Origin of the sequence: Mesorhizobium erdmanii (assembly GCF_013170725.1) — a bacterium.
Classification (GTDB): Bacteria; Pseudomonadota; Alphaproteobacteria; order Rhizobiales; family Rhizobiaceae; genus Mesorhizobium; species Mesorhizobium erdmanii.
Map to the genome: position 1 here is coordinate 1,690,432 of NZ_CP033361.1, position 12,069 is coordinate 1,702,500.

At 63.0% G+C, this 12,069-nt stretch carries 8 protein-coding genes; 7 read left to right on the top strand and 1 reads right to left on the bottom strand.

Going from position 1 to position 12,069, the window contains the following annotated elements; genetic code table 11:
* Nucleotides 1-7 precede the first annotated feature (7 nt).
* The 7 genes from prfA to EB233_RS08215 all read left to right on the top strand — a co-directional run bounded on the left by prfA (nucleotide 8) and on the right by EB233_RS08215 (nucleotide 9,925).
* On the top strand, nucleotides 8-1,087 hold the full coding sequence (prfA, locus tag EB233_RS08185; RefSeq protein WP_064992385.1) for a peptide chain release factor 1: 1,080 nt from the start codon (nucleotides 8-10) through the stop codon (nucleotides 1,085-1,087).
* Complete coding sequence (prmC, locus tag EB233_RS08190) at nucleotides 1,080-1,952, top strand: peptide chain release factor N(5)-glutamine methyltransferase (RefSeq protein ID WP_064992384.1); 873 nt, start codon at nucleotides 1,080-1,082, stop codon at nucleotides 1,950-1,952. Before prfA ends, prmC begins: the two co-directional genes overlap by 8 nt.
* Nucleotides 1,953-2,262: 310 nt before the next feature.
* Entirely contained in the window at nucleotides 2,263-3,246 is a 984-nt protein-coding gene (locus EB233_RS08195) for a DUF4167 domain-containing protein (RefSeq protein WP_064992383.1), read from the top strand.
* Between the two features lie 220 nt (nucleotides 3,247-3,466).
* On the top strand, nucleotides 3,467-6,073 hold the full coding sequence (clpB, locus tag EB233_RS08200) for an ATP-dependent chaperone ClpB (RefSeq protein WP_064992382.1): 2,607 nt from the start codon (nucleotides 3,467-3,469) through the stop codon (nucleotides 6,071-6,073).
* Between the two features lie 115 nt (nucleotides 6,074-6,188).
* Nucleotides 6,189-6,554, top strand: coding sequence for an MmcQ/YjbR family DNA-binding protein (locus EB233_RS08205; RefSeq protein WP_064992381.1), 366 nt, complete (start codon nucleotides 6,189-6,191; stop codon nucleotides 6,552-6,554).
* Between the two features lie 146 nt (nucleotides 6,555-6,700).
* Nucleotides 6,701-8,221, top strand: coding sequence for a L,D-transpeptidase family protein (locus EB233_RS08210; protein WP_064992492.1), 1,521 nt, complete (start codon nucleotides 6,701-6,703; stop codon nucleotides 8,219-8,221).
* A gap of 141 nt (nucleotides 8,222-8,362) precedes the next feature.
* Complete coding sequence (locus tag EB233_RS08215) at nucleotides 8,363-9,925, top strand: MFS transporter (protein WP_064992380.1); 1,563 nt, start codon at nucleotides 8,363-8,365, stop codon at nucleotides 9,923-9,925.
* Between the two features lie 4 nt (nucleotides 9,926-9,929).
* Here the strand turns inward: EB233_RS08215 and EB233_RS08220 are convergent, their stop codons facing one another.
* The gene (locus EB233_RS08220) at nucleotides 9,930-11,900 is read right to left on the bottom strand and encodes a M23 family metallopeptidase (protein ID WP_027054010.1); all 1,971 of its coding nucleotides are present in this window, start codon (nucleotides 11,898-11,900) and stop codon (nucleotides 9,930-9,932) included.
* Nucleotides 11,901-12,069 lie beyond the last annotated feature (169 nt).

Sequence of the window (12,069 nt, forward strand, 5' to 3'; positions counted from 1 at the left end):
CCCCGTCATGGTCAATTTGCCCCGCGATCGTATGGATCAAGTCGTCAAGCGTTTCGAGATGCTCGAAGCGCAGATGTCGGCCGGCCCGGCGCCGGATGCCTATGTGAAAATGGCATCGGAATATGCCGAGCTGCAGGACATGGTGGGCAAGGTTCGGGAAATGCGCTCGGCCGAGCATGAGCAGGCTGACCTCGAGGCGATGCTTGCCGACAAGGGTACCGATGCCGAGATGCGGGCGCTCGCCGAGGCGGATCTGCCCGGTGTGGAGGAGCGTATCGAGGCGCTGCAGAAGGACATCCAGGTCCTGCTTCTGCCCAGGGATGCCGCCGACGACAAGAACGCCATCCTCGAAATCCGCGCCGGTACCGGCGGCGATGAGGCCGCGCTTTTCGCCGGCGACCTGTTTCGCATGTATGAGCGCTATGCCGCCGGACGCGGCTGGCGGTTCGAGACAGTGTCGGCCAGTGACGGCGATGCCGGCGGTTTCAAGGAAATCATCGCCACCATTTCCGGCAGGGGGGTCTTTGCCCATCTGAAATTCGAATCCGGCGTGCATCGGGTGCAACGCGTGCCGGCGACCGAGGCGAGCGGGCGCATCCACACGTCCGCGGCCACCGTCGCCGTGCTGCCAGAGGCCGAAGAGGTCGATATCGAGATCCGGGCCGAAGACATCCGCATCGACACGATGCGCGCCTCCGGCTCCGGCGGTCAGCATGTCAACACTACTGATTCGGCCGTCCGTATCACCCATTTGCCGACCGGCATCATGGTGGTGCAGGCGGAGAAGTCACAGCACCAGAACCGGGCGAAGGCGATGCAGATCTTGCGCGCCCGGCTCTATGATCTGGAGCGCAGCAAGGCGGATGAGGAACGTTCCGAATCACGCAAGTCGCAGGTCGGCTCGGGCGACCGCTCGGAGCGCATCCGCACCTACAATTTCCCGCAGGGCCGCGTCACAGACCACCGCATCAACTTGACGCTCTACAAGCTCGACCGGGTGATGATGGGTGAACTCGACGAGATCATCGACGCGCTGATCGCCGATCATCAGTCGAAGCTGCTGGCCGATATCGGCCTGGATGGCTGACAAGCTGCCTGATACGCTGGGGCTTCTGCTGCGCGAGGCGCGGGCCAGGCTGACGTCGGCAGCTGTCGATGATCCGGAGCTCGATGCCCGGCTGATCGTCGAACATTTTTCCGCCACGACGCGCACGCAGGCCATTGCCGAGCCCGAACGCAACATCGACAGGAACGCCATCGCCGCGATCGATGCCGCCCTGACACGGCGAGCCGGCGGCGAACCGGTGCATCGCATCCTCGGCTATCGCGAATTTTACGGTCTGCACCTGTCGTTGTCACCGGACACGCTGGAACCGCGGCCGGACACCGAGACGCTCGTCGAGGCGATCCTGCCCTTCGTCAAGACGACTGCCGCGCGGGAGGGCGTATGCCGTATCCTTGATCTCGGCACCGGGACGGGTGCCATCGCCCTGGCTTTGCTGAGTGCGGTGCCGGCCGCGACCGCCACCGGCGTCGACATTTCCGCCGGCGCGCTGGCTACGGCGGCCCGCAATGCCGGGCGGCTCGGGCTCGGCGACCGGCTCACCACAGTCCGGTCGGACTGGTTCGAAAAAGTTTCCGGCCGATACCATGTAATTGCCGCAAACCCTCCCTACATACCATCAACAGACATTGGAAATCTGCAGGACGAGGTCCGCGATTTCGATCCACGTCTTGCCCTGGATGGCGGCGTGGATGGGCTGAACCCCTACAGGATCATTGCCGCCGAGGCGGCACGGTTTCTAGAGGCCGAAAGCAGGATTGCGGTCGAGATCGGCTACACGCAACGCAATGAGGTTACGGATATATTCAAGGCGGCTGGTTACGCATCGGCCGTTGCCATGCGTGATCTCGGCGGAAACGACAGGGTTCTTGTCTTTCAAAGGGGATAAGCCTTGACGCAGTGCGAAAAAACCGCTTGGCAATACCAGGGAATGCGGCTAGGGTCGCCTCAACCGGATGAGACGAAGCAGGCAGTGCTCTTAGCGATTCGGTCCTCCTTGGAAATAGCTGCCTTCTTGCGCAAACGACGCCCAAGCTTCGTGCGGGAATCGTCCGGCAAGTGATGTAACCGGAACAGGATGGCACGTGGCGCCAACGCAATTGATGCGGGCGAACGCCGGTGAAGAAACGAAACGGCTGGCTGCATGAGCGCCTCCGTTCGTGACGAGTTTTCGAAAATTTCAAGATGAAGAGAGTCGAATGAGGCCACAACAGCAGAACAGGCGCATGCGCGGTCGCAACAACAATGGCGGCGGCGGTGGCAACAACAATAATAACAACAACAACCGCAAGGGGCCGAATCCCCTGACGCGCAACTACGAGAGCAACGGCCCGGACGTGAAGATCCGCGGATCGGCTCAGCAGATCGCCGAAAAATACGCCACTCTGGCCCGTGACGCGCAAAGCTCCGGCGACCGGGTGATGGCGGAGAACTATCTCCAGCACGCCGAACACTACAATCGCATCATAGCAGCCGCGCAGGCGCAGATGCCGATCCAGAACACGCAGCAGAATCGCGACGATTTCGACGATGACGGCGATGAGGATCGCGACGATTTCGACAATGCCGGCAACAGCGGGGCGGGCAACAGCGGCAACACCGTTTCCGACCCACAAATTCCGGTGATCAACCATGGCGCCGGGCCGCAGCCGGTGATCGAAGGCATGCCGGCCGAGGTTGCGCTCAACCGCGAAAACGGTCGCGACAATCGCGACAGTGGCGGGCGCGACAGTGGCGGGCGCGACAATAATGGGCGCAACAATGGCGGCCGCGACAACAATGGCGGGCGCCACCGCGATCGCCGTCCCAATGGCGGCTATGGCCAGAACGGCCAGCGCGACTACGGTTCTTCCGCGGAACAAGGCGGCCAGCAGCAGCGCAGCGAGGCCCCGGTACAGGCAGAGTTGCAGGGCGATCCCGGTACGCCGGTCGAGACCGTTGCGGCGGCCGAGCCGGCTCCGCTGTTCGGGGGTTTTTCGCCGGCGGCTCTTGCCGCCCAGGCCGAGCTTAACGAGGCGGCTGCCGAGAGCGGTGCTGCCCGTCGCCCCCGGCGTCCGCGCCGTCCGCGCGCCAATATTGACCAGGTCGACGGCGGTAACGACAATGCGAATGCCGGCGAGGTGGCAGCGACCCCGGCCGACAGCGGCAATGCGGAGCCGGTGATTGTCGACATCGACAACTGATCGAACAGCATTTCAAGGCGTTGAACGGCGGGGAGAAATCTCCGCCGTTTCCGTTTGGGCTGACGTGGAATATTATGCATTGACCAATATCAAGGCGTCTTGAGACGGAATGGTCCATGCACCATATCTCGGCTGAACAGGATCCGGCTCGAATGGGCGGGTCCGTCACCGCAATCTGATCCGGTGCCGCAAAGCGGGCCGGTGACGGAAGGAGACAGATATGAACCTTGAGAAGTACTCCGAGCGCGTGCGCGGCTTCATCCAGTCCGCGCAGACGATGGCGCTCTCCCGCAATCACCAGCAATTCACTCCCGAACATATTTTGAAGGTGCTCGTCGACGATGATGAGGGCCTTGCCGCGTCGCTGATCGAACGCGCCGGCGGCAACGTCCGCGACGTCAAGCTCGGTGTCGAGACCGCCCTCGAGGCGATGCCGAAGGTGGAGGGCGGCAATGGCCAGCTCTATCTGGCACAGCCGTTGGCCAAGGTGTTCTCGACCGCCGAGGAACTGGCCAAGAAGGCCGGCGACAGCTTCGTCACCGTCGAGCGGCTGTTGCAGGCGCTCACCATGGAGAAGTCGGCAAAGACCGCCGATATCCTGGCCAAGGCAGGTGTCACCGCACAGGCGCTGAATCAGGTCATCAATGATGTCCGCAAGGGCCGCACCGCCGATTCGGCGAGCGCCGAGCAGGGCTATGACGCGCTGAAGAAGTACGCGCGTGACCTCACGGCCGACGCCCGCGCCGGCAAGCTCGATCCGGTCATCGGCCGCGACGACGAGATTCGCCGCACCATCCAGGTGCTGTCGCGCCGCACCAAGAACAATCCGGTGCTCATCGGCGAGCCGGGTGTCGGCAAGACGGCGATCGCCGAAGGCTTGGCGCTGCGCATCGTCAATGGCGACGTGCCGGAATCGCTGAAGGACAAGCAGCTGATGGCGCTCGACATGGGGGCGCTGATCGCCGGCGCCAAATATCGCGGCGAGTTCGAGGAGCGGCTGAAGGCCGTGCTCTCGGAAGTCACCTCGGCCAACGGCAACATCATCCTGTTCATCGACGAGATGCACACGCTGGTCGGTGCCGGCAAGGCGGATGGTGCAATGGATGCGTCGAACCTGTTGAAGCCGGCGCTTGCGCGCGGCGAACTGCACTGCGTCGGCGCGACCACGCTTGATGAGTACAGAAAACATGTCGAGAAGGATCCCGCCCTGGCCCGCCGCTTCCAGCCCGTCTTCGTCGACGAGCCGACGGTGGAGGACACGGTCTCGATCCTGCGAGGCCTGAAGGAAAAGTACGAGCAGCACCACAAGGTGCGTATCTCGGATTCGGCGCTGGTGGCGGCGGCGACGCTGTCCAACCGCTACATCGCCGACCGTTTTCTGCCGGACAAGGCGATCGACCTGGTCGACGAAGCCGCGTCGCGGCTCAGGATGCAGGTCGATTCCAAGCCCGAGGCGCTGGACGAGATCGACCGCCGCATCATGCAGCTCAAGATCGAGCGCGAAGCGCTGAAGGTCGAGACGGATGATGCCTCGAAGGACCGGCTCGCACGGCTCGAGAAAGAACTTGTCGGCCTCGAAGAGGAATCGGCTGAGATCACTTCGAAATGGCAGGCCGAGAAGCAGAAGCTCGGGCTCGCCGCCGATCTGAAGAGGCAGCTCGACGAGGCGCGCAACGAACTGGCCATTGCCCAGCGCAAGGGTGAGTTCCAGCGCGCCGGCGAGCTTGCCTATGGCAAGATCCCGGAACTGGAAAAGAAGCTCAAGGAAGCCGAGGCCCAGGATGGCAAGGCCGGCATGGTCGAGGAAGTGGTCACCCCCGACCACGTCGCCCATATCGTCTCGCGCTGGACCGGCATTCCGGTCGACAAGATGCTGCAGGGCGAGCGCGACAAGTTGCTGCGCATGGAAGACGAGATCGGCAAACGCGTCGTCGGCCAGGGCGAGGCAGTGCAGGCCGTTTCAAAGGCGGTGCGGCGCGCCCGTGCCGGTCTGCAGGATCCGAACCGGCCGATCGGCTCGTTCATCTTCCTCGGGCCGACGGGCGTCGGCAAGACCGAACTGACCAAGGCGCTGGCAAGCTTCCTGTTCGACGACGACAGCGCCATGGTGCGCATCGACATGTCGGAATTCATGGAGAAGCACTCGGTCGCCCGGCTGATCGGCGCGCCTCCCGGCTATGTCGGATATGAGGAGGGCGGCGCGCTGACCGAAGCGGTGCGGCGCCGGCCCTATCAGGTCGTGCTGTTCGACGAGATCGAGAAGGCACATCCCGATGTCTTCAACGTGCTCTTGCAGGTGCTCGATGACGGCCGGCTCACCGACGGGCAGGGCCGTACGGTCGATTTCCGCAACACGCTGATCATAATGACGTCGAACCTCGGCGCCGAATATCTGGTCAATCTCGGCGAGGACCAGGATGTCGACGCCGTGCGCGACGAGGTGATGAATGTGGTCAAGGCATCGTTCCGGCCGGAGTTCCTCAACCGCGTCGATGAGGTGATCCTGTTCCACCGGCTGCGCCGCAAGGACATGGACCGCATCGTCGAAATTCAGCTCAAACGGCTGGAAAGCCTGCTTGTCGATCGCAAGATCGCGCTGTCGCTGGATCATGAGGCGATCGAGTGGCTCGCGGCCAAGGGTTACGACCCGGCCTATGGCGCGCGGCCGCTGAAGCGGGTGATGCAAAAGGAACTGCAGGATCCGCTGGCCGAGAAGATTCTGCTCGGCGAGATCCTCGATGGCTCGACCGTCAAGGTCACGTCCGGTTCCGACCGGCTGAACTTCCGCTCGAAGCCGACGGTCGTCGCGACCGAGGCTGCGGCCTGATCAATATATGTCGCCCAAAACTGAACTCGGTTTGGGTGAACGACATGCATAAAAACAAGGATGCCGCGCGTCCATCCCGGACGCGCGGCGTTTTCATAGCAATGATGGGGGGCGAATGACGCTGGACGACTACAACAGCTTCTGCGCCTCGCTGGCCGCGACAAACCACGTCGTGCAGTGGGGCGGCGCCCACGTCTGGAAGGTCGGGACCAAGGTGTTCGCCATCGGCGGCTGGGACCAGGGCGAGCAGCTCTTCGTCACCTTCAAATGTTCCGATATTGCCTATGATGTGCTCAAGGAGCAGCCCGGGCTGCGGCCGGCGCCCTACCTGGCCTCGCGTGGGATGAAATGGATCCAGCGTCGGACAAGCCAGAGCATGGATGATGCCGCGCTGAAGGACTATCTGCGCGAGAGCCATCGCCTTGTCGCCCTGAAGCTGACCAAACAGGCGCGGAGGGAATTGGGTTTCGCCGCAAACTAGCTATTCGTCGACATGCCGGAAAACCGCCATCTTCATGCCCGGTTCATGTTGGAACCATATGGTAGGGTAAATGGTTTGCTGGCGAATGGGTTCGCTGGACAATAATGCCGGACGGCGGCAATTACGGACCGGAGAGTTTGGCCACGATGTTCCGCACGATCTTTGCCCTTACGGCGCTTGCCACCGGGTTTGTGCCTTTTGCCGCGCTTGCCTCGCCGACACAGGACAACGCGACAAGGGTTGTCCGCGCTGCCGATAATGGCGGCATTCTCGTTGCCCAGGATGGAAATCTGGACATCTACTACGACGCCCGCGGCAACCGCGTCATCGTCGATGCCGATACCGGCAAGGTCATCGCCATCCAGCCGCCGCAAACACGGCTCGACCGCCGCGCGCTGCGCCGCGAGACAAGGCTGCGCGAGTTGGGCCGTGCCCCCAGCGGTGATGATCGCTACTATCTCGACGATCCGGAAGACATGGCTCGGTTCCGTCGCAAGCAGCTGGAAGAGGAGGGCCGGGTCATCCCGCCGCCGGCCGACGAATATGACGCCAATGGCGACAATTCGGTGGAGTCCTTTCCGCCGGCGCCGCAGGACGACGGCACTTACGACAATACTTATCCCGATGCGCGGCCGCCGGCAAAGCCGGGCAGCATCAAGCGTCAGCCGCTCAACGAGGCCTCGATAGACCCTATGCAGCCGTCGGCTCCGACGGAACAGGCCGCGCCCTCCGACCAGGCAGGACTGCCGCCCAAGATGGGCAAGACCACGGTCGATCCGTCGCTGGCGCTGGGAGCACGCCAAGATGTCGCGGCACTGCAGGTGCTACTCGACCGGGGCGGTGCTTCGCCCGGCGTCATCGACGGCCGCTTTGGCTCGAATGTCGACAAGGCGCTCGCTGCCTACAATGAGATTAACGGCAGCAATTTGAAGTCGACCGATTCGGCCGGCATTCAGGCGGCTCTTTCGCAGTCCGGCGGTGACCCCTTTGCCAACTACACGATCACAGCCGAGGACGCAGCCGGACCCTATGTCGCCTCGATCCCGGAAGACTACAGCCAGAAGGCGCAGCTCAACTGCATGTGCTACACCTCTGTTACCGAGGCGCTGGCGGAGCGCTTCCACATGGATGAGAACTATCTGAAGTCGATCAACAAGGGCCTCGACTTCAACAGCCCCGGCACGATCATCAAGGTCGCCAATTTCGGCAAGCTGGTGTCGACGCCGGTCGCGCGCATCGTCGCCGACAAGACCAAGAAGGAAGTGTACGCCTACGATGCGGGCGGCAAGCTGGTCGCGGCCTATCCCGCAACCATCGGCTCGGCCGATACACCGTCGCCCACCGGCATCCACGCCGTGTCACGCATCGCACTCGACCCGAACTACACCTACAACCCCAACATCAACTTCAAGCAGGGCCAGAACGACAAGATTCTGACCATTCCGCCAGGCCCCAACGGACCTGTCGGATCGGTCTGGATCGCCTTGGACAAGCCGACCTACGGCATCCACGGAACGCCCGAGCCGTCGAAGATCGGCAAGACCGAAAGCCATGGCTGCGTGCGCCTGACCAACTGGGACGCGCGCGAACTGGCCAAGCTGGTCTCGCCAGGCGTTACCGTGGAATTCGTTGGCGGACCTTCAGCCGATGACGTTGCGCAGCAATGAGCCGCGCAGTGCAGCGGCATAGACCAGCTGCACGACCAACGAGCCGGCGCGACCCTGACCTTGTGGCCAGTTCTATCTGGTTTTAACGAGATCGACTTGCTGGCTTGTTGTTGAGCCTATGCCAACGGTCTAAGCAAGCTCATGCAATCCTCTGACGAAGCCGCTATTTCCATAACCGCGACCAACGGGACGTTCTGTTCGCAATCGCAGCGACGTTACGTGTTGATCGCGGCGATCCTGGCCTCGGCGCTCGGCTTTATCGATGGGTCCATCCTGGCCATCGCCATGCCCGCGATCCGGATCGATCTCGGCGCCAGTCTTGCCGAGGCGCAGTGGATTTCCAATGGCTATGCGCTGACGCTGTCGGCGCTGATCCTCGCCGGCGGCGCCGCTGGCGACCGGTTCGGGCTGCGCCGCGCCTTCGTGGCCGGCATTATGCTGTTCGTCGCAGCCTCGCTCGCCTGTGCGCTGGCGCCGAATGCTGTCGTCCTGATCGCGTTTCGCGCACTCCAGGGCATAGGCGCGGCGATCATGGTGCCGGGCAGCCTCGCCATCATCGCCAAGGCCTATCCGAAAAAAGAACGCGGCCGGGCGATCGGCATCTGGGCCGCTGCCTCGGCACTGACCACCGCGCTTGGCCCCGTGCTCGGCGGTTTGGTACTTTCAGCTTTCGGCGGCGGTATCTGGCGGGCGATCTTTGCCGTCAACTTGCCGCTTGGCCTGATCTCCATCTATCTCCTGCTCTTCAAGGTTCCGGCCGATGCGCCGACGGAAAAACGCAGCCTAGATCTTGGCGGTGGGGCGTTGGCGACGCTGGCCTTCGGCGCGCTCGCCTATGGGCTGACTTCGATGAGTTCCAGTGGCGAGGGCCACATGGCGGGGCCGAGCATCGCCGCCGGCGCCGTGCTGCTTGTCGTCTTCATCCTGTTCGAGCAACGGCGGCGCGAGCCGATGATCGACCTCAGCCTGTTTCGTATCGGGGCTTTCGCCGGCGCCAATGTGGCGACTTTCTTCCTCTATTTCGCGCTTTCGGCCAATCTGTTCTATCTGCCGATGCTGCTGATTGCAGGCTGGGGATTGAGCACGGCCGAGGTCGGCTTCATCTTCCTGCCGCTGTCGGCATCGATCGCGCTCCTGTCAGGACCGGTCGGCCAATTGTCGGACCGGATCGGACCGCGTTTCCCGATCTCTTGCGGCAGCCTGGTCGTGGCTTTCGCCTTCGCCGGACTTGCCCTGCTCAGCCATGCCGGCATCCACCATTTCTGGACCGGAACATTTCCGCTGATGGCGTTGATGGGGCTCGGCATGGCCCTGGTCGTCTCACCACTGTCGACGGCGATCATGACGGCGGTGGAAGACAAGGATACGGGGGCCGCCTCCGGCATCAACAATGCCGTCTCGCGTATTGGCGGCCTGATCGCGGTGGCGGCAATGGGATCGCTTGCCACCTGGGTCTATTCAAGGATGCTCGACGCCAGCATCAGGCCGGGCATTCCGGGTTTTGGCGAACCTGTATCGACAGGCCTGCCGCCCGAACTTGAAGCAACGCGGCTTGCTGCCAGCGACATGGCTTTTTCGGCCGTATCCTTGACGACCGCCGTGCTCTGCCTGGTTGCAGCGATCATCGCCTGGATTACCGTTCCGGGTCAGGCACTGCCCTGGCGGCGTCGCCGAGAAATTGATTCGCCCCTGCCGGATCGGTAGAGGTTCAGCCGTCGATCTTGGCGCTGGCGACCTTCAGCGAGTTGCCATCTTCCTGCTTCAGCAGATCGTCGATGCGCTCGCGTTCGCGCTTGAAGGCAACGAGGTCGTCGCCTTTCAGCACCTTGCCGACCGGCAGGCGGACACGCATCGAATCAACCTTGGTGCCGTTGACGATCAGCTCGTAGTGAAGATGCGGTCCGGTGGAGAGGCCCGTTTGACCGAGGTAACCGATAACCTGGCCTTGGCGGACGCGCACGCCGACGGCAATGCCTTTGGCGAATGCGCTCTGATGGTTATAGGATGTCTCGTAGCCATTGGCATGGCGGATCATTATCTGTTTGCCGTAGCCCCCGGCCCAGCCGGCTTTTTCGATGACGCCGTTGCCGGCGGCAATGATCGGGGTGCCGATGGGGGCCGCCCAGTCCGTGCCGGTGTGCATGCGGACATAGCCCAGGATCGGATGCTTTCGAGCGCCAAACCCGGAGGTGAACCTGCCGTTGGGCAAGGGGTTGCGCAGCAGGAATTGCTGGGCGCTCGAACCGTTCTCGTCGAAATAGTCCGAGCTGCCATCTTGCATCTGGAAGCGGTAGAAGTTGCGCGTCGTGCCGCCGAAGGTCGCCGAGACGTACAGAAGCTCGGAATCGTCCGAGGTCTGGTCGTCGCCATCGGGCTGCGAGAACAGCACTTCGAGGCGGTCGGCCGGATTGAGGCGGGACTGGAAGTCGACATCGGAGGCCAAGAGCTTGATCAGCCGCTGGGTCATCGCCTTGGACATGCCGTAGGAATAGGCGGTGCGGTAGATGCCGTCATAGACATTGGGCAGGTTGCCACGCACCACCACGGGTGCCGACGAATCGTCGAACGCCGTCAAAAGTTCGGGATTCGGGTCCGGCTCCTGCGCGGGCACATATTGGCCGCGGTCGTCGAGCGCGATGGTGACGATATGCGTGGTCTTGTCATAGACGCTGGTGCGCACGACCTTTGCGGCATCGCCGTGCACTTCCAGACCAACACGCAGCACCGTTCCGGCCTTGAGCGTCGGCGCGTTCAACAGCTTGGCGATGGCTTCGGCCATGCCGGTGGCGTCGTCACCCGTGTAGCCCGAATCGGCGAAGGCTTCGGTGAGATCGGTGTCCTTGGTGAAGGGAATGATTTCTTCGGCGAAAGCCGGCGCCTGGTCGTCAGTGGCAGCGCGAGGTGAAACCGAGACGTTTTCAGGCACGATCTTCACGTCATAGGAGCCGGCCATGCTCTCGGCGAACGCTTCGCCGAATCGCTGCGGGTCGACATAATGGAGTGAAGCGACCTGCACGGCGCCGTCGCTGAGGTCGGTGCCGGCTTCGCGCACCACTTTTTCCACCTCGTCGGCGGACAGGTCGCTCTTTTCGTCAAAGGAGGCTGTCTCGACGGGGAAATCGACGGTCTTCAGGCTCATCTCGCTTTCGACCTTGGCGCCATAGATCTGGCCGGAGGCAGCGGAGGCCGTCGCCGGTTGCGCCGGGGTATCGTCGCCGTCGTTGCCGAACACCTGCATCGGGTCGAAAGGCGGGTAGGGCCGGCTGGTGGTGTGGCCGGCGGCGAGCGCCATCTTGATCTGCACGAAAGGCATGGTGTGGATGACATCGCGGTCACCGACCTTGGTGACCATCGACACTTCCATGCGACGGCGATCCTTGGCCTTGGCGATCTGACGCGGCGCCACCAGCCTGGTCGTCTTGGCCACCTCGCCAGAATCGCCATTGCTGGCAAGGCCGATCAGTTCCGCGATTTCGGGTGGGGTCGCCAGTTGCTGGCGCCCGTCCAGGGCGGCGAACAGCGCCACGCCCATCAGCACGCTCGACGTCACGCCGGTCAGGAACGTGCCCGACAGCCAGCGCGCAGAGACCTCGCGCCGATCGGGCGGGCCGCTGCGGCCGTCCGCGATAAGCGGCGGCTCATTGCCGAGTTCGGCTATGACATCTTCCGTGTCTGGCATCCAGAAAGGCTGCTTCTTCCCCGGGCGGAACGGCTTGTCGCTTTTGTTGTGGCCATGACATTTGCCTGTCACGGCAGGTTAAGTCAACGAAGCCTCAGGCCCCGGTCGAATTCCCCACGCGCACTTCTCTTATAGAGCCCTTTGCAAGGAGGGTGGCGTGCCTTCTCTA

What these genes read in the sequence shown, in the direction of transcription:
- EB233_RS08195 (WP_064992383.1), top strand. Translation starts at nt 2,263, where the DNA reads ATGAGGCCACAACAGCAGAACAGGCGCATGCGCGGTCGCAACAACAAT.
- prfA (WP_064992385.1), top strand. Translation starts at nt 8, where the DNA reads ATGGTCAATTTGCCCCGCGATCGTATGGATCAAGTCGTCAAGCGTTTC.
- EB233_RS08220 (WP_027054010.1), bottom strand. Translation starts at nt 11,900, where the DNA reads ATGCCAGACACGGAAGATGTCATAGCCGAACTCGGCAATGAGCCGCCG.
- EB233_RS08215 (WP_064992380.1), top strand. Translation starts at nt 8,363, where the DNA reads ATGCAATCCTCTGACGAAGCCGCTATTTCCATAACCGCGACCAACGGG.
- EB233_RS08205 (WP_064992381.1), top strand. Translation starts at nt 6,189, where the DNA reads ATGACGCTGGACGACTACAACAGCTTCTGCGCCTCGCTGGCCGCGACA.
- EB233_RS08210 (WP_064992492.1), top strand. Translation starts at nt 6,701, where the DNA reads ATGTTCCGCACGATCTTTGCCCTTACGGCGCTTGCCACCGGGTTTGTG.
- prmC (WP_064992384.1), top strand. Translation starts at nt 1,080, where the DNA reads ATGGCTGACAAGCTGCCTGATACGCTGGGGCTTCTGCTGCGCGAGGCG.
- clpB (WP_064992382.1), top strand. Translation starts at nt 3,467, where the DNA reads ATGAACCTTGAGAAGTACTCCGAGCGCGTGCGCGGCTTCATCCAGTCC.